The organism is Streptomyces humicola (assembly GCF_024436035.1).
GTDB classification, from domain to species: Bacteria; Actinomycetota; Actinomycetes; order Streptomycetales; family Streptomycetaceae; genus Streptantibioticus_B; species Streptantibioticus_B humicola.
Window position 1 is genome coordinate 1 of record NZ_JANFNG010000022.1, and the last position, 17,609, is coordinate 17,609.

At 67.3% G+C, this 17,609-nt stretch carries 13 protein-coding genes and 5 pseudogenes; 7 read left to right on the plus strand and 11 right to left on the minus strand.

Going from position 1 to position 17,609, the window contains the following annotated elements:
* Positions 1–166: 166 nt before the first annotated feature.
* Together NGB36_RS23440 and NGB36_RS23445 are read right to left on the minus strand one after the other, a co-directional pair.
* Positions 167–430: a hypothetical protein gene (locus NGB36_RS23440; protein ID WP_255922412.1), complete on the minus strand. Its 264-nt coding sequence runs from the start codon at positions 428–430 to the stop codon at positions 167–169.
* On the minus strand, positions 427–630 hold the full coding sequence (locus tag NGB36_RS23445; protein ID WP_255922413.1) for a hypothetical protein: 204 nt from the start codon (positions 628–630) through the stop codon (positions 427–429). Before NGB36_RS23445 ends, NGB36_RS23440 begins: the two co-directional genes overlap by 4 nt.
* A gap of 344 nt (positions 631–974) precedes the next feature.
* On the opposite strand from NGB36_RS23445, the gene NGB36_RS23450 reads away from it, so the two are divergent.
* Entirely contained in the window at positions 975–2,681 is a 1,707-nt protein-coding gene (locus NGB36_RS23450) for a multicopper oxidase family protein (RefSeq protein ID WP_255922414.1), read from the plus strand.
* Between the two features lie 216 nt (positions 2,682–2,897).
* Here the strand turns inward: NGB36_RS23450 and NGB36_RS23455 are convergent, their stop codons facing one another.
* The 5 genes and pseudogenes from NGB36_RS23455 to NGB36_RS23475 all read right to left on the minus strand — a co-directional run bounded on the left by NGB36_RS23455 (position 2,898) and on the right by NGB36_RS23475 (position 7,458).
* Positions 2,898–3,233, minus strand: coding sequence for a hypothetical protein (locus tag NGB36_RS23455; RefSeq protein WP_255922415.1), 336 nt, complete (start codon positions 3,231–3,233; stop codon positions 2,898–2,900).
* A gap of 374 nt (positions 3,234–3,607) precedes the next feature.
* Entirely contained in the window at positions 3,608–3,859 is a 252-nt protein-coding gene (locus tag NGB36_RS23460; RefSeq protein WP_255922416.1) for a hypothetical protein, read from the minus strand.
* Positions 3,860–3,878: 19 nt separating this feature from the next.
* A complete protein-coding gene (gene ltrA, locus NGB36_RS23465; RefSeq protein WP_255922417.1) occupies positions 3,879–5,315 on the minus strand; it encodes a group II intron reverse transcriptase/maturase in 1,437 nt (478 codons plus the stop codon).
* 606 nt (positions 5,316–5,921) lie between these two features.
* Positions 5,922–6,650, minus strand: a pseudogene (locus NGB36_RS23470) (helix-turn-helix domain-containing protein); the annotation flags it as partial.
* A gap of 178 nt (positions 6,651–6,828) precedes the next feature.
* A pseudogene (locus NGB36_RS23475) lies at positions 6,829–7,458 on the minus strand (class I SAM-dependent methyltransferase).
* 461 nt (positions 7,459–7,919) lie between these two features.
* On the opposite strand from NGB36_RS23475, the gene NGB36_RS23480 reads away from it, so the two are divergent.
* Complete coding sequence (locus NGB36_RS23480) at positions 7,920–8,753, plus strand: PIG-L family deacetylase (protein ID WP_255922418.1); 834 nt, start codon at positions 7,920–7,922, stop codon at positions 8,751–8,753.
* On the opposite strand, the gene NGB36_RS23485 is transcribed toward NGB36_RS23480, so the two are convergent.
* Positions 8,638–9,807 (minus strand): integrase, encoded by a 1,170-nt coding sequence (locus tag NGB36_RS23485; RefSeq protein ID WP_255922419.1) that lies wholly within the window; start codon positions 9,805–9,807, stop codon positions 8,638–8,640. The two genes, NGB36_RS23480 and NGB36_RS23485, sit on opposite strands and share 116 nt — an antisense overlap.
* 91 nt (positions 9,808–9,898) lie before the next feature.
* Between NGB36_RS23485 and NGB36_RS23490 the strand changes: the two genes are divergently transcribed.
* The 5 genes and pseudogenes from NGB36_RS23490 to NGB36_RS23515 form a co-directional block, all read left to right on the plus strand.
* Complete coding sequence (locus NGB36_RS23490) at positions 9,899–10,123, plus strand: ferredoxin (RefSeq protein WP_255922420.1); 225 nt, start codon at positions 9,899–9,901, stop codon at positions 10,121–10,123.
* 1,253 nt (positions 10,124–11,376) lie between these two features.
* The gene (locus NGB36_RS23495; protein ID WP_255922421.1) at positions 11,377–12,108 is read left to right on the plus strand and encodes an alpha/beta hydrolase; all 732 of its coding nucleotides are present in this window, start codon (positions 11,377–11,379) and stop codon (positions 12,106–12,108) included.
* Between the two features lie 257 nt (positions 12,109–12,365).
* Positions 12,366–12,818, plus strand: a pseudogene (locus NGB36_RS23500) (transposase); the annotation flags it as partial.
* 112 nt (positions 12,819–12,930) lie between these two features.
* Positions 12,931–14,377 (plus strand): annotated as a pseudogene (locus NGB36_RS34075) (IS701 family transposase).
* Between the two features lie 731 nt (positions 14,378–15,108).
* Positions 15,109–15,882 (plus strand): annotated as a pseudogene (locus tag NGB36_RS23515) (IS256 family transposase); the annotation flags it as partial.
* A gap of 57 nt (positions 15,883–15,939) precedes the next feature.
* Here the strand turns inward: NGB36_RS23515 and NGB36_RS33475 are convergent.
* The 3 genes from NGB36_RS33475 to NGB36_RS23525 form a co-directional block, all read right to left on the minus strand.
* Positions 15,940–16,203, minus strand: a complete 264-nt coding sequence (locus tag NGB36_RS33475) for a DUF6000 family protein (RefSeq protein WP_308288914.1) — start codon at positions 16,201–16,203, stop codon at positions 15,940–15,942.
* Complete coding sequence (locus NGB36_RS23520) at positions 16,088–16,426, minus strand: DUF6000 family protein (protein WP_308288916.1); 339 nt, start codon at positions 16,424–16,426, stop codon at positions 16,088–16,090. The genes NGB36_RS33475 and NGB36_RS23520 overlap by 116 nt, the downstream gene beginning before the upstream one ends.
* A 163-nt stretch (positions 16,427–16,589) precedes the next feature.
* A complete protein-coding gene (locus NGB36_RS23525; RefSeq protein ID WP_255922425.1) occupies positions 16,590–17,540 on the minus strand; it encodes an SDR family NAD(P)-dependent oxidoreductase in 951 nt (316 codons plus the stop codon).
* Between the last annotated feature and the right edge of the window lie 69 nt (positions 17,541–17,609).

A 17,609-nucleotide genomic window follows, 5' to 3' on the forward strand; every position in this document is an offset into this window, starting at 1 on the left:
ATCCGCTGCCCCGGTCAGATGGCGTCAGCCAGGGAACGCGCTCAGCACTGCCTCGACGTCGTCGTGCCAGGCGCGCAGCTCAGAGACGGTCGGGGGGAGGGTGTACTGATGGAAGTGGCATGCCGCGCTGAGGCTGGACCAGACGGCTGCGTGGCGCCCGGCGAAGTCAGCGCCGAGCTGTTGGGCGAGCCAGACGGCTTTGGTCTCGGCGCGGCAGTCCAACAGGCCCGGCTTCCTGGCCCGGATGTAGGTGGTAGGTGTCCAGCCGGTCCTCGAGTGCGCGGCGCAGCAGGAAGGGCGCAGCGCGGGGGTGGGCGAGCCCGGAATCGGGAGCGGTGGGGTTCTTGGGCGCCGCGGGCGCCGGGGTGAGGTCGAGGAGGTCGAGGAGGTCGAGGGCGGCGGCGAGGCGGTCGAAGGCGGAGGCGGTCACAGCGCGCGCAGTCCCTTCGCGGCGGTCTCGGTCTTCTTTATCAAGGAGCGGGCGTCGGGGATGGGGATGGAGTGGTGCGTTGCCTTGTTGCACAGGGCGATGAGGTCGGAGGTCTCTTTGCCCAGGTGCTGGGTGATTCCTTCCCCGCCGCGCAGTAGCGGCCTGTGCGGGGCGCGCGTGGGCTCGACGGTGGGGTGCACGCGGTTTCAACGGCGCTTCCACGTGGACGCTCCTGGACCTACGAGTGGGGCCGAACCCGGCCAAGGTGCGGCCGGACGCCTTTGGACGGGGTGGCACGGAGTGTCATGCTGGAGCTTTTTGCACGTGCTCTGGTCAGGCCAGGTTCAGGTTGGCTGAGCGTGCAGGCCCATTCCGGTGAACCAAGTCCAGGTATCGCTGGTTCCTGCTGATTCGTCAGGAACGAGAGTGATCAGATGATCCTACGTGAAGACAGGATTTCCCCGAGTGGTGTCGGAGGTCTGAGATGGTGGGAGTGCCGGTCGGCCGACGGCGCCGGAGAGCTGGCCGGAGGGTGTTGGCGGTGGTGCCCGCCCTAGCAGTTGTTACGGGCGGACCGCTGATGGCGGTGGGTGGCCCCGCTTCAGTAGCGCGGGCTGTCAACCAGGACGTGCCGAATTCGGTGAGGGTAGCCGACCCGGAGTGTCCCGCGTCGCCGCCGGTGCCGTTCTTCGTGGACGATGCGCATCAGCTGCCCGTGGCGAAGCCGGATGGGCCGCACCACTACACGTTCACGGCTGCGGTGCACTACACCCATCACTTCGCCAGCTCTTGGCCGGCGACGAAGACTCTGGCCTACAGCACGACCAACGCCCACATGGACTACCTTGGTCCCACCATCATCAGCCGAGAGGGCCGGCCCGTCGACCTGAAGCTGGTCAACCATCTGCCGCCGCCGGGAACACCCATCTTCCCGACGTTCCCGACGACGAACAACAACAACACTCTCACCTTGCACCACCACGGTGGCCTGCAGGACGCGGAAAGCGACGGAGTACCCGCCCCCCTCGCCTTGGAGATCTGGCCCGGCCACTCGTACACCTACCACTTCCCCAACCGTCAAGCGGCGGCGCCGTTGTTCTACCACGACCACGACGATGGGAACACCGGCCCGCATATCTTTGCCGGACTCCTCGGGTACTCCCCCGAAACCGACCGCAAGGAGCGGTCTTTCGGTCTGCCGCGCGGGCGCTTTTCCAAGACTTATGCGTTCCTGGACGGGGCGTTCGACGGCAACTACCAGCTGTGCTACGGGGCCTTTGGTGACCTACCGGTGGTCAACGGCACCATCGCCCCCAAGCAGAGGGTCGAGCCGCGACGCTACCTGTTCACCTTGCTGAATGAATCCCCGGCCCGTTTCTACCGCCTGTCTTTGCGGCAGGTATCGGGTGCTCCCAGCAGTCCGCCGCGGATGACCGTGGTCGCCAGCGACCAGGGCTACCTGCGCCATCCTGTGAGGCTCTCCCATCTGCTCCTCGCTCCGGGCGAGCGGTACCGCATCGTCGTGGACTTCCACCACCACGGCAACCAGCGGTGGGTCCTGGCCAACGATGCTCCTGCACCGTACCCCGGGCCGAACAATGCGCCGTACATCCCGCAGCTCATGCGATTTGATGTCGGCCCAAGAAGCAGCTCACCGGACCACTCCCGCATCCCAGAGACGATCAAGGAGACCAACAACGGTCTACCGCTGCATGTGAAACTGCGCTACGCCCGCCTGCGTATCGTCCAAGCCGCGGAATTCGCACTTTTCAATCCCATGCTCGGAGATAAGAACCAGCCGCTGAAATACACCGAGCCCGCCACCGAGACGCCGCAGCAGGGATCTTGGGAAGTATGGGCCATCCGTAACCATAGCCCCGATGCTCACCCCATCCACCTCCACCTGATCGACCAGCCGCAACTCATCGGGCGCTGGCACGTGGGCCAATGGACAGCCGACGGCAAACCCGTGCCCGGCACCATCGGGCCGTACGAGCCTGCCCCCGCGTTCCAATCCGGTCCCAAGGACGTCTTCGTTTCGGATCCCAACTACATCACCGCCTGGGTCACCAAATTCCCCATCAAGGGAACCACGGTGTGGCACTGCCATATGGCTATCCATGAAGACGGCCTCAACTCGCATGGCGCAATTGAGATGATGCGCCCCCTGGTCATCGGACATAAAGCACCCAAACGCCTGCCGCGCGTCGGCACAGTGAAACGGCTCAACCGGCTGATCTCTCGGTACTGAGTCCGAGCCTTCAACTGAGCACGAACGCGTAGAGGAGGCGGGCACAGCCAGACCGGAGATGCCCGTCTCCTCTACGCGCGGGTGGCACCGTGATGGTGAAGGTGTACCGCGTCCGCCGTTTGCCCGACAGGGCAGTAGACCGCGGCGTCGGAGGCCTCGCCAAGGACCCGACGGGCCGCCTTCGTGGTGTTCGTGGGGCCACAGTCCGCGGAAACTTCAGCGGGAGACCATGGTGCAGGTCGTCGTCGACTTCCCGCCGTTCGACTTGATGACGAACTTGCTCCCGTTGAGACCGCCGATGTCAAAACGTCCCGACCGGTCCGTGGGGACGGTTCCTGAGCTGGACCCGGAGTAGGTGAGCTTTGTGTTCGGGGGGAATCCCAGACCCCACAGGTGGTACTTGCCGAGCGAATCTCTTTCGACATTGCACGTCGCGCGGGACGGGGCACCGGGCGCGATGGTGTTCGATGCCTGTGCGGCAACCGCGGGGCCCACCACGAGCGCGGGGGCGACCAGGAACGTGAATGCTGCGACACGATGTGTCCGGATCATCGTTCGACCTCCCTTGGGTGCTACCAGCGCGACCGGTAGGACGTGACGGCTCCGTTGCCCGCGGCAGCGGTCGCGCAGGACAGCGAGGGAAAACCTTGCTCCGTCACGTGGCCTATCGCCCCATACGAGCAATAACTCCCGCCTATTCCCTTGTAGGGCATTAATGCCACGTTACTACTTTATAATACCATTAGGCTTATGGTGGGGCATCTGGGAAGGGGGCGGGGTGAGCCACCGTCGGATGCGCCTCCGCCGGTCTCCCATGATGTCGCACAGAACGTGCCGTCCCTAGTCCGGCACCGCTTACGCATCCAACCAGCCCTCGCGTGGCTCGTGCACCGCGCTGCGCCTGCCGAAAACCTCATCCGGGCAGGTCACGCGGCATGTTGGTACTCGTGGAGGATGCCGCCGAGTCGTTCGCGTCTTCGTATGTCGAGGCGGGTGATCTGCTCCGGATCGGTGATCGGCACCGGCAGCGGGTGCAGCGGGCGGGCGTTGGCGATGCCCTGATGGGGGTTGAGTCGGCCTGGAGCGCGGTGCTGGCGTTGCCGCCAGTCCGTTTCTCCAGGCCGCTCGCCGAACCCGCCGTGCGCCTTGCAACGCAACGGGCTCTCCACAAGTCCCATGCCAGGGCCTGCGGTTACCTCATCCTGCTGTCGGCCATAGCGTCGGGATGACGGTCCCGCGGTATCGGTAGCGCGTGGTGCGTACCTTTGCCGGGTCGAACAGCTCACGCTCTTGGCCGCGTGGCCACCACCGTCCGCCGCAGTAGCGGCGTCGGAGGTCCTTCCAATTGGTCTTGGGGTGCTTGCGTCGCAGCCATCCGATGACCCGTCCCCATGTGTAGTGGCTCAGGTACTGGAAAGCAGCGTGCGAGACCCCGGGGCGGAAGTACGCGCACCAGCCCCGCAGCAGCCGGTTGAGCTGGAGCAGCAGGGCGTCGAGCGGCTGGTTGGTGTCCAACTCCCGGCACCATTTGCGCACCTTGCCCATCGCGGCCTTCAGGGCTTTGCGCGAGGGGTAGGTGTAGACGTAGTGCCGGTTGCTTCCCCGCTTCCGGTGACGCTGGATGCGCCATCCGAGGAAGTCGAGGCCGTTGTCGATGTGGGTGATCAGCGTCTTTTCCTCCGACAGGCGCAAACCCATCGGGGCCAGCACCTCGGCGACGTCGCCGCGTATCTGCTCGGCGTGTTCCCGGGTGCCGCAGACCAGCACGAGAAAGTCGTCGGCATACCGCACCAGGCGGTAGTTGGCCTTCCCGTGCCGCCGCCGCTTACTCCGCTGTGCTCGGGACGAGCCGGGACCGCCGGGGATCTGGGCGAAGTACTCGTCCAGAACCGACAGGGCCACGTTACTCAGCAGCGGCGAGAGAATCGATCCTTGCGGGGTGCCGGTGTCGGTTTCTCGCAGCTGGCCGTCCTCGGAGAGGATGCCTGCCTTGAGGAACGCCTTCACCAGGGCCAGGACGCGTTTGTCTGCGATCCGATACCGCACACGGTCCATCAGGGCCGTGTGGTCGATCTCGTCGAAGCACGCCGTGATGTCGCCCTCGACGATCCACTCGTAGTTACGAGGTCTCGATGCGAGGTAGTGCACCTCGGCGATCGCGTCGTGGGCCCGGCGCATCGGGCGGAACCCGTAGGAGCACGGCTGGAAGTCCGCCTCGAAGATCGGCTCCAGCACCAGCTTGAGGGAGGCTTGGACCGTCCGGTCGGCCACGGAGGCGATCCCCAGGCGGCGGCGCTTGCCGTTCGCCTTGGGGATCATGCGCTCGCGCACCGGCAACGGCCGGAACGTGCGGTCCTTGATTTGCGACCGCAGTACGTCGAGGAAGTCCTCGACGCCGCGCACGTTCTCCACGTAGTAGACGGTATGGCCGTCCACGCCGGGCGTGCGCGCTCCCTTGTTGCCCCGCACCCGCATCCACGCCGTCAGCAAGAACGCGGGATCGGCAACGAGGTTGAATAGGTCATCGAACCTGCGATGAGGGTCCTCGCGGGCCCAACGGTGCAGCTTGGCCTGGATCTTCAGTACCCGGCGTTCCGCCGAGAAGGCGGCGTCCTCCAGTGCGTCGGTGTTCACCAACGTCCTCCTGGCATTCCAGCGTCCTTGCTGCTGACTTGCTGGCCCCCTTCGCCATGCAACCGGCTCTCCCGGCCTCGGACTACTACGGGGCCTCCGCCCCGCCCCACGGCCGTCAGTCGGCGACAGACCTGCCCCAGGCACGGACCGGATGCCCGCGCCAGGGGCGACCGGGGACGGTTCCCACGTTCACCACATGACCGCTCGACCAGGGCGGTGCCCAGCTCTATCCCGGCAGCATCGCCGCGGCTACGCCGCAGACCTTCACCGCGGCCTCCGGACCGGCCACCGCAACCGGCGTCGGAGACGTCCCCTCGAGGATGCAGGGGTACGAGCGCTGCACACCGGCCCAGATCCGCCAGGTTCGAGCCGGCACAACGATTACGGGACTTCAGCCGCTGGTTCACTCGCGTTACACCTTCTGATCTCGCTTGCCGGGCCCGACCCGTCTGGCAGTACCGGACCGTCCCGTCGTTGTCGGGGCTGCTTCCCACCCTCCCCGGTGTCCCCCGGATCAGGCTGCCCCCAGCTTCACCGAGCCGCTGCGACGGCCCGGCCACGGTGGTCTTTCACCTCCGTACGGTCATATGGCGCCTCGTGGCGCACCCGGTGGGAGTTGTAGAAGTCTTCGAACTCCCGTAGCGCGTGCAGCAGGTGCCGCTGGTTCCAGATCAAGGTGCGGTCCAGCAGATCGCGCCGGCAGGTCTGCACCCACCTTTCCATGATCGAGTTCATTCTCGGCATCCGCACCCCGCTGAGCACCACCTCGATCCCCGCGTCGTTGAGGACGGTGTCGAACAGGGCGGGGTACTTCCCGTCCCGGTCCCGGATCATGAACCGCGCCCGGCAGCTGACGTCCTCCAGGTCCGTGACGAGGTTCTTCGCGGCTTGCGCCACCCAGGATCCGGTCGGGTGCGCGGTGGTACCGAGGATCCGGATCCGGCGACTGGCGTGCTCGGTCACCGCGAACACATACAGGCGCGCCCCAGACAGCGTGACCGTTTCAAGGAAGTCGCACGCCAGCAGGGCGTCGGCCTGGGAGAGCAGGAAGTCCGCCCACGTACTGGAGGCCCGTTCGGGCGCCGGGTCGATCCCGGCCTCGTTGAGCATCTCCCAGACGGTGGAGGCGGCCACCTTGACCCCGAGAACGAGCAGTTCGCCGTGGATGCGGCGGTAGCCCCAGCTGGGATTCTCCCGGGCGAGCCGCAACACCAAGGCTCGGATGGAGCGTACGGTACGCGGCCTTCCCGAGCGCTTCGGCTGGGAGGCGGCCGCGTGGCGCCGTGCGACCAGGTTCCGGTGCCAGCGCAGCACCGTGTCCGGACGCACCAGCACGCCCGCGCCCGAGACCCCGCATCCCCGGCGCCCCGGCTCCTACCTGGGCGGATGAGGTTTTCGGCAGGGGCAGCGGTGAGAGCCGCACGCCGGGTGCGGCGAGCGGCCTGGGGAAACGGGTCGGCGGCAACGCTGAAACCGCGCCCCAGGCCGACTCAACACAGCAAAAGGCCATGCTTTAGCGGAGACGGGCCAGCAAGTGGGCGTCCAGGAAGCCCCGCTCGGAGGCCGGGTCGTGGAGCAGCCGCGCGAATGTGACGAACCCGGCCCCGGCCAGCAACTCGGCGAACCGGTCCGCCGGCCAGCTATAGGCGGGTGTCACCTTGTGGTCGAATTGGACCGGCTCGGGCGCGTCGGTCCCGAAGAACGAGACCAGGAGAAGGCCCCCCGGCGCCAGGACACGCGCCTGCTCGGCGAGCAGCGCAGGTAGTTCCCCAGGAGGGATGTGGATCATTGACTAGTGGGCCAGCACGCCGCCGAGCGCCCCGTCCTCAACTGGGAGTGCCTCCATCCGGGCCTCGCCGAACTTCAGCGCCGGATGGGCCCGCCGGGCGTGGTCGACCATGGCCGGGGAGAGGTCGAGCCCGAAGGCATCCAGCCCCAGGTCGTGCAGCATGGCCGTCAGATGTCCGGGCCCGCAGCCGACATCGGCCACCCGCGAATTCCCCGTTCCACGCACCAGCTCGGCGAAGGTGCCGATCATGTTCCGCGCGAACGGCTGCGTCGCCAGTCGATTAGCGAACATCGACGCATACAGCTCGACGACCCCGTCGTGGGCCGCCCTGGGCTCGTCCTGGTGCTCCGCCACGGGAAGGAAGTTAACACCCCCGTTCGCAGCTGTTCTCCGGCCCCGTGCCGAATCCCGCGCCGTCGTATCGGACTCGCTCGGCTACCACGACAAGGCCACCACCCGGTGGCGCGATACGCCGCTGGCGACCACAGTCGGTCACCAGCTGGCTGGGTTCCCCGGGGAACTGGCGACAGTTGATCAGGCAATCACACCAGTACCAAGCCCGTCATCGGCCTGAAGATCACCTTCTGATTCCGGCGCCCCCGACCGCCCTGCGAGCCGAGATGTCGAGGTGTTCTGTGCGCGCCGGGAACAGCCGGTCCGGCCAGCACTGTTGCATCGACCGAGGGACCGGCGCCGCACGGGCGGGGAACACGGAGACCACAAGGTCGTCGCCCCGACAGGATCCGGGCCCTCGGGATCGCGGTACGCCCGCCGCGCACTCGGACCGAGACGTATTTCTGCAGGAGGACTGTTTCATGACGGACTGGCCCTTGACGCTCATGGCAGTGCACGCCCACCCGGACGATGAGGCCACCGGAACCGGAGGGGTCCTCGCGCGGTACGCGGCGGAGGGCATCCGTACGGTTCTCGTGACGTGTACCGACGGCCGTTGCGGTGATGGACCGGGAGGTGTCAAGCCGGGCGATCCCGGGCACGATCCGGCGGCCGTTGCCTTGATGCGCCGTCAAGAACTCGAAGCGAGCTGTGACGTCCTGAAGGTCAGCGATCTAGAGATACTGGAATATGCCGACTCCGGGATGACGGGCTGGCCGAGCAACGACGCCCCCGGATCCTTCTGGCAGACCCCCGTGGAGGAAGGCGCCGCCCGACTCGCGGAACTCATGCGGCACTACCGACCCGATGTGGTCGTCACCTACGACGAAAACGGCTTCTACGGCCACCCCGACCACATCCAGGCCCACCGCATCACGATGGCGGCGCTGAAGATGACCGCGCTGACACCGAAGGTGTACTGGACGACGATGCCCCGCTCGATGATGCAGCGGTTCGGTGAGATCGTGCGCGAGTTTCATGAGGACATGCCGGAGCCGGACCCTGCCGAGGCCGCCGCGATGGCCGAGATCGGCCTCCCCGACGATGAGATCACCACGTGGGTGGACACCACCGCGTTCAGCGGTCAGAAGTTCGACGCGCTGGCCGCGCACGCCAGTCAGGGCGAGAACATCTTCTTCCTCAAAATGGGCAAGGAGAGGTTCGGCGAGTTGATGGGCATGGAGACCTTCGTACGTGTCCAGGACGCCACCGGCACGGCCGTACCCGAGAACGATCTCTTCGCCGGACTGCGCTGATCCGCCTGTCAGACCAGGTCCCGGGAAGCTCGTCGGCCGCACGGCGTGATCGAGCGCGCTCGCACATCCGGAGGCTTGTCCACGCGGGTTCCGCTCCGGCAGCCCGCGACCAGGTCGGCTGGTTCTCGTACTCGGCGAGGACGAGCCGTGCGTGCTGTTCGTTGTAGATGAGCAGGCGGTCCGTGCACTCTGATCTTGTGGTGCGTATGAACCTTTCGGCGTGGGCGTTCATCTTCGGCGCCTGAGGCGCGCTCTTCAGGATCGAGATGTCGTCGGCTGTGAAGACGGCGTCGAAGGCCTGGGTGTGGCGGCTGTCGCGGTCGCGCAGTAGGGAGCGGAAGCCGGAGGCCCGGTCGCCGAGGTCGGCGAGAAGGTTTCTCGCGAGTTGGGTGGCCCACGCCGCGGTGGGGTGGGGAGTGACGCCGAGGATGTGCACGGTGCGGGTGCCGACCTCCATGACGAAGAACACGTACAGTCGCTTCAAGATCGCGGTGTCAACGTGGAAAGAGTCCGCGGCGGGCAAGCCCGGGGCCTGAGCACGCAGGAACTCTCGCCAGGAGAGCCCTGCGTTGGGGCTTCGTCGGGGCGCGGGGATGAGTCCCGCGCTGCGCAGGATGCGGCGGATGGTCGAGGCTCCGACGCGGTGGCTGAGGCGCCGTAGTTGGCCCTGGATCCTGGTATAGCCCCACGTGGAGTTGTCGCGGGCCAGGCGCAGGGTGAGGGCGGTGAGTTCCTCGCAGATCGGCGGGCGTCCGGTGCGCGCGGGTTTCTGCCTCCACTTCCAGCGGAGCAGCTGACGGTGCCAGGCGAGCAGGGTGCCGGGGTTGACCAGCCGGTGCCGGCGCAGCCCGCTTGGCTGGTGCCGGGCCAGGGCGGCAAGGACCACGCGGTCCGGCCATTCACATCGCGGGCGGACGCCGAGCTGCCGACGCCGCACCGCAACCTCATGGCGCAGCGTGAGCAGCTCGACGTCCTTGGCCTTCTCCGACCGGGACAGCAGTAGGAGCAAGCCGAGGAGCCGGAGGAAGATCAGGTAGAGCACGCGCAACGCCATGCAGTCCGAGCTTGCCGCGATCACTCGAGAGCGCAAAGCGGCTCTTCAGGGTGCGGCATGTGACTTTTGACACCCAACAGGGGTGGTGACGATGGCCTGGCAGGTGGAGGTCGACGGCAGGCGGTGCATGGCCTCCGGGATGTGCGCCGGTATGGCCCCTGAGCTGTTCGTCCTCGCCGGTGAGCATGCCCGGCCGGTGCATGGCGAGATCGATCCGGGTAAGGTGGGCGGGACGGTCTTGGACGCGGCCGACTCCTGCCCCGCCGGTGCGATCACGGTCAGGGACGCAGAGAAGGTGATCGGCCCTCGCCCCTGAGTGCTCCGAGACCCTGAGCTCCCTAAGCGTGCCCCCAACCGTCAACCTTGGCTTGAAACACCCAGGCCGACGACACCGCGGTGGCGGACAACACTCAGGGCACCCCTCATCCGGGCCACCGGCACCTGGCGTACCGCGTCCTGTGCCTCCGCCTCACGGAACTCCCACCTCGAACATGGCCCATGCCTCGCGCTCTGCGCCGCCGTCCGCAACCCTCGCGGTCGCCTGTCAGGAGGGGATAGCGCCCGCGAGCGCAGCCTGCGGGGCGATGGTCTTGGGATGGCCGAGCCGAGATTTTCTGCCCAGGCAGCCGCGTTGGCGCGCAGCTTCTGCTCGGCCTCGTCCAGTCGGCCCTGGGCAACGAGTATTGAGCCGAGCAGTGTGCCCACCTAAGGGCGAGGTGATGCGATGGGCCGAGGCCCCATTCACCTACCGTGATCGCCTCGCGCGCATCGATCTCCGCCTCGTTGAGGCGCCCCAGGCCCAGCCGCGCTGTAGCCGAGGCGAACCGTATGGCAGCTGTGTCGGATGGCAGGGTGGTGGCCTTTGCATGCTTCAGGAGCTGTTCCGCTTCCTCATACCTATGCCGGGCGTTGAGGCTCTTCGCCAGGCCGATCTGAAGGAAGAGCAGGAAGTGTGGTGCCGCGGCCGTTGCGGTGGCTTCGCGTATCGCGGAGCGCGCGAGCGTCTCGGCCTCCGAATGACGGCAACGCTCGTTGAGGGCAAAGACCAGGCCGTTGTTGGCGGCAAGCCGAAGTGTGGTTGTGAGCGAGGTGGGAAACACCCTGTTGGCTCCGTCGATCACGGTGCGGCATTCCGCTTCAGCTTCGTCGTATCGGCCAAGGTAGGCGAGCTCCGTCGAGAGACTGCAGTGTGGCCTTGTGCACGAGAACCGACAGCACCTGTCGACGAGTTTGGGAGGCGTCGGCGGCACGTCGTGTTCGATGTTCATGAGAAACGATAGGGCCACCAGTGCGCCCCGCCGTCGCGGGCCCTCCACTCGGGAAGCCGCGCTGAGACCCCGAGTAGTTCTGCGTAGTGTTCCGACTCCGTGGCATCCGGCCACGGAGCCTCCGGGAAAGCCCGTTTGGCGGACCGCGGCGACCACTGCTAGTTTTCCGGAGGCCGTGCGAGAGAACGAGGAGGTGGTACCCGTGAACGCAGCATCGACATGGGTGCTCCCCTCCGGGGTCACGGTCGGACGATAGGTCGTCCGGGAGCGCCGTTCAAGAGCACTCCCGAAAGGCACGACCATGCAATTCACTTCTGAACAGCGCCTCGACGACGGCGTCCTCGAACGCGAATTCACCCTCGGCGAGATCCCCGGCGTCCTGTGGACGCCCGGATCCGCATCCGCACCGGCGCCGCTGATCCTGGTCGGCCACCCCGGCGGACTGCACAAGATGTACCCCCGACTGGCGGCCCGGGCCCGGCACTACGCGGCGGAGTACGGCTTCGCCGCGGCCGCCATCGAGCTCCCCGGGAGCGGTGACCGGCCCCGTTCGGCCGCCACCGAGCAGGCCCGCACCGACCTACGGCGGGCGATGGAGGCCGGCGAACCGGTCGACGAGATCGTCGACGCTCTCGTTCTCCCGCTGGTCGAAAAGGCGGTCCCGGAATGGCGGACCACCCTGGACGCCCTCCTTTCGCTGCCCGAGATCGGCGGCCCGGTCGGGTACGAGGGGGGAGTGATCGCCATCGGCATCCGGCTGGTGGCAGTCGAGCCGCGCATCTCGGCCGCCAATCTGTTCGCCGGGAGTTTCGTGCCCGCCACTCTGTTCGAGGAGGCCCGGGAGGTCACCATTCCGCTGCAGGTCCTGCTGCAGTGGGACGACGAAGGGAACGACCGTCAGTCGGCTCTGGACCTGTTCGACGCCTTCGGCTCCAAGGAGAAGACGCTGCACGCCAATCTCGGCGGGCACACCGGCGTGCCGTCGTTCGAGATCGACGCCGGGGCCCGGTTCTTCGCCCGGCATCTAAGCTAGCCGCCGGCCGGCCCCGCCGTCAGACCGGCAGCAGACGGTAGGCGGTGTCGGCGAGCATGCCGCTCGTCGAGGACAGGCCCCGGCCCTCCTCAGCTCTCTACAGCGCGGGCCCCTGCCAACTCGGCAGGGGCCCGCGCTGCCCGAAGCCGTGAACTGTTCTATTTCCGCAGGGCTTCGAATGCTGCCCAAACTCGTTGACAGGTGCTGTCGGTTCTCGTGAACAAATCCAGCAGCGCTGTACGTTGTCATCCGACCGAGGCTGCTACTCGGTCCGCGACGACACGCTCTGGGGCGTCAACCACCGGAAGAAAGGTGCCGCGAACACCCTGGCCGCACTGAAGTCGATCCATGCCGCCCGCCCCGACGGCGCCCCGATCTACGTGATCCTGGACAACCTGTCCGCCCACAAGGGCGAGAAGATCCGCCGCTGGGCGAAGAAGCACCGCGTCGAGCTCTGCTTTACCCCCACCTACGCGTCCTGGGCCAACCCGATCGAGGCCCATTTCGGCCCGATGCGACAGTTCACCATCGCCAACTCCAACCACCCCAACCACATCATCCAGACCCGGGCCCTGCACGCCTACCTTCGCTGGCGCAACGCCAACGCCCGCCACCCCGACGTCCTCGCAGCCCAACGCCGTGAACGCGCCCGCATCCGCAGCGAGAAGCGCATCCGCTGGGGTGGACGGCCCCTCCAAGCCGCAGCTTGACCCAGCCCGCGAAACCTATGCAATCACAACACTAGCGGTGGTTTGTTGACGGCGGGTTCATGCGGGAGTAGGTCGTAGGTGGAGGCTTCAACTACGGCCTGGGGGGCTTGAGATGACGAAGCGGCTGCCGTGTCCGCCTGCGCCCGGTCCGCTGGAAGCGTACGCTGCTCGCTTCGATGATCTCTTCGGGACGCTGGCTCAGCGGCGTGGGTTCCGTGAGTATCTGGCCGGGCTGCTGCTGCCGCGGGACCGGAACAAGACGCTGACCTGCCTGGCCGGGGCCGAACCGGTGGCCGGTGCCCAGCATCCAGCAGTCCAGCGGCTGCAGTTCTTCCTGTCGGAGTCGACCTGGGACTGCGAGGCCGTCAACGCCCGCCGTCTTAAACTGCTGCTGGCTGACCCGTGTACCGCCCCGCACCCGGGTGGGGTGCTGGTGGTCGACGACTCTGGGGACCGCAAGGACGGGGCGGCGACCGCGCACGTGGGCAAGCAGTATCTCGGCTCGGTCGGGAAGATCGACCGCGGCGTGGTCACCGTCACCACCTGCTGGGCGGACGAGCGCGTCTACTACCCGGTGCACGCTCACCCCTACACACCAGCCCACCACTTCCTGAAAGGCAAGAATGACCCGGGTTTTGCGCACCAGCTGCCGATCGCGATCGAACTGGCCGCGCAGGCCAAGGCGACCGGACTGGTCTTCCGGGCAGTGGCCGCCGACTGCGCCTACGGCGACCGAGACAGCTTCCGCGCCGACTTACACGAGGCCGGCCTGCCGTTCGTGATGGCCCTCAAACCCCGGCACGGCACCTGGGCCTACGGGCGTGATGCGCATACCCCGGTCGACGCAGCCCGTCTGCCGCGCCGCGCTGACCTGGCGGGACCTGGACCATCCCGGGGACTGGACGCGCATCGAGCGCACCTTCCGTGACGGGCACACCGTCACCTGGTGGGCCGCCGAGGCCCGGCTCGGCTGGTGGGGCCCAAACGGCAACGTCCGCCTGGTCGTGGCCACCACCGCCCCGGCCACCCTGCCCGCCAAGGCCACCTGGTACCTGGCCACCGACCTGCCCCGCCCCGGATCCCCGCGCGCCGCCGAATCGCCCTATCCACCCGCCGGCCTTGCCGAGATCGTACGGATCTACGGTCTGCGGCACTGGGTCGAGCAGAGTTACACGCAGGTCAAGGACGAACTCGGCTGCGCCGACTTCCAGGTCCGCTCCGACACCGCCATCCGCCGCCACCAGACCCTGGTCAACTGCGCGTTCAGCTTCTGCTGGGACACCTGGTTCGCCCCGCCCATACCCGCCGCTGACGAGGAGGAGCCGGTACCCAGCCGGCCAGAGAGGGGGCACTCCACCGTCCCACCAGCCCCAGCCGGCCTGCTGGCCCCGGGCACTACGGGCCGTCCGTGGCTGGCTGACGCCCTGGGCCACGCTGCAACGCTACTGGCGGGCATGGTCAACCAAGCCCCCGCCCACCGAACTCCAGTCCCTACTCAACGCCCTCGGCACCGGCAGACCCATCGATCTCTACCGCCCGGCCTAACAAACTACCGCTAGGCACTCGGTATCTCGCCCTTCATGGGGCCCAGACTCGGCAGCTTCGTCCGGCGCGGCGGCTTCTGGTCTTCTCCAGCGTGATGACGTTGGCGCTGAATGTGGCGGATCCGCTGATCACCGACCAGATGGGTAAGGCCGCGTTCGGCACGGTCGGGCCGCTGTTGCTGATCGGATGGGCTGAGGTGGGACACGGCTTGCTCCAGGCCATCAGCGGAGTCCATGGGGGAGAGCCGACTGTGGAAGACCCTCTCACCGTCGAACAACACCCGGTTAAGGCGGCACCGCGACCGACCAGCGCTAGACCCGTACTTCGCAGGTCGCCGAAAAGGTTCGCCGCAGCGGCATCCCGGCGCCCGATCTCGACCGGGCCGGACCGAGGCAGCCACTCCCGCCACGGTTCCGATCAGCGAGCGATCAGCTACGACCGCTTGATCTTCACGATCGGGTGACCTGCGAAGTACGAGGCTAGAGAGCCGGACGCGCTGGCTTCAGGCTCGCCCCTTCAGCCACCCGCCGAACAGCCCGATCGGGAGCCCAACTCGGAAGACGACCTCCTAGAGCGCGCCCGTCGAGAAGATGTGTGGCACTGGGAGACCTATCAACGGCCCATCTCGGCCGAGAACTTGCGCAAGCGCCTCCGTATCGGGGTGTAACCTCCGCTCCCTGCCCGCGAGGTGGGCCACCATGCAACTCTCCTTGGTGAACGGCCAGTTCAACCCGGGAGGTGCGTGGTGGCCCACTCCCAGCATGACCTACTCCGCCTGTTGGAGTCACTACGCTCGTCGGACGGACTCGAACTCGTCCGGTCAGTGGCCGAGCGGATGCTCCAGGAACTGATCGAGGCCGAGGCCAGCGCGAAGATCGGCGCGGGGTGGAACGAGCACACCGACACCCGTACCGCGTTGCGTAACGGGCACCGGGACGAGACGCTGAGCACCCAGGCCGGTGACCTGGACCTCGCGATCCCCAAGCTGCGGTCGGGGAACTTATTCCCGAGCTTGTTGGAGCGACGGCGCCGGATCAATCAGGCCCTGTACGCCGTCATCATGGAGGCCTACGTCCACGGTGTCTCCACTCGCTCGGTCGACGACCTGGTCAAAGCCCTCGGTGCGGACACCGGGATCTCCAAGAGCGAGGTCTCGCGGATCTGCGCTGACCTCGACCGGCAGCTGACCGCGTTCCGCACCCGGCCGCTGGACCATGTGCGCTTCCCCTACCTGTACCTCGATGCCACCTATTGCAAGGCCCGGGTCGAGCACCAGATCGTGTCCCGGGCCGTGGTCATCGTCACCGCCGTGACCGAGGACGGGGGCCGTGAGGTGCTGGGGGTGAAGGTCGGGGACAGGCAGACCGAGCTGTTCTGGACCCAGTTTCTGCGCCACCTGCGCGAACGCGGTCTGACCGGCGTCCGGCTCGTGATCGGTGACCACCACACCGGCCTGGTCAAGGCCATCCGCAAGGTGATGATCGGCGCGGCCTACCAGCGCTGCCGGGTCTACTTCCTTTATCTGGACAGTTCGAGGTTGTTTGGGGGCCTTTTCCCTCGGGCGTGTGTCATTCGATCAGGCGAGGTCAGGGCCCTTGTCGACGTAGGAGCTGAGCTCGTCGATGCGTTTCTTTAGGACTGCGGCATCGAATCGGCCCTTGGCCCACTGCTGCCAGAGGCCGTCGGGCTGCAGAAACCGGCCCGCGTGGTTGGTTCCCCGAAGTTCATCGATGTGCAGGAGGGCGCCGAGTGCCCAGGGCTGGGTCGTACTGGCAGTCGTCCCGCGGCAGGTAGTGGTCCAGGTAGGCGGTGAGGATCTCGGCGTCCTGTTCGGCGCCAAGGCGGGCGAGGGCGAAGCAGTAGCCCTGACCGGCGTAGACCAGCTCGCTCGCCAGCAGCATCGTGCCGAGGCGCTCGCGAAACTGCTCGCGGCGGCTGATCCCGATCAGCCAGGCGGCGGTGATGCGCGACCGCCACTCGCAGTCGAGCAGGACGCCCAGCTCGTGGTCGGTGATCTGGTGCGCGTAACAAGCTGAAGGCCTGGCGGGGCATCGCGACTCGATATGACAAGGCGCCCGAGAGCTACCTCGCCGACCTCCATCTCCGCGCCTCGATGATCTGGATCAACGACCTCCTGCAGGGAACCGGTTGCGACTGAGCGTCCCGGTTGGTGGGCTGGGCACCGCAGTTGGCCCCAGAATGGCTGCCCTGGGCGCGGCTCTGCGTCTACCGGAAGCCGAGGTGCGGATCGGTTCCGGCCAGCTCACCGCTGGCGGCCCACAGGCGAGCAGCGATAGCCGGATCGGCCATATGAGAGGGGACGTGCTCACGCCGTGGTGTGCCACGCAGGCCGAAGACCCTCGGCCCCCACAGCTGCCCTCCCCGCACCCCCGAGTCGAGGACGGCACGGACGACGGGCCATGCTCCGGCGTCCTTGCCCTGTACCAAGAGCCCTGCGGGCAAGGCGCGCAGTCGCTCGCCGGGGGTGGTCACGCGCACCGGCGGGCGGGACGGGGTGAGAGAGTCCAGTGCGCCGCCGGGGTGGGCCACCACGCTGAGCACCGTGCTGCCGACGGCACGCAGGCGGCGATCGAGTTCGAAGCCGAAGCACATCTGCGCCAGCTTCGATCGGCCGTAGGTGCGCTTGGGCCGGTAGTCCTGGGTCGACTGCAGATCGCCCAGGTCCAGTCGCTCGGACCGCGCCGCGAAGCTTCCCACCGTCACGATGCGGCCTGCTGGCGTCGCTGACAGCAGGGGGGCCAGCTGCTGGGTGAGCGCGAAGTGGCCGAGGTGGTTCGTGCCGAACATCAGCTCGTGGCCGTCTTCGGTCTCTCGACGCGGCGGGTCGTCGAGCGCGACCCCTGCGTTATAGACCACCGCGTCGAGATGATCGAGGTCCAGCCTGTCCACGGCGGTCTTGAGGGACGACAGGTCGGCGAGGTCGAGTTGAAGGTGCCCTACGTGCGCGCCGGAGACGCGCGAGTGGATCGAGGCCATGGCGGCTTCGGCCTTCGCGGCGTCCCGGCTGCCGAGTACGACGAAGGCGCCGGTGGCGGCGAGCTGCTCCGCGACGAAGTAGCCGATCCCGGCGTTACCGCCGGTGACCAGGAAGGTCCTGCCCTCGGCAGACGGCAGCCGGTGAACGTCCCACGGCCGGCTCTGAGATGCGAAAGACACGATGACAGGCTCCTTGCGCTCGGGCAGCGTGCTCATGGGGAGCACCAACCCACCCAAGGTCGCAACCTC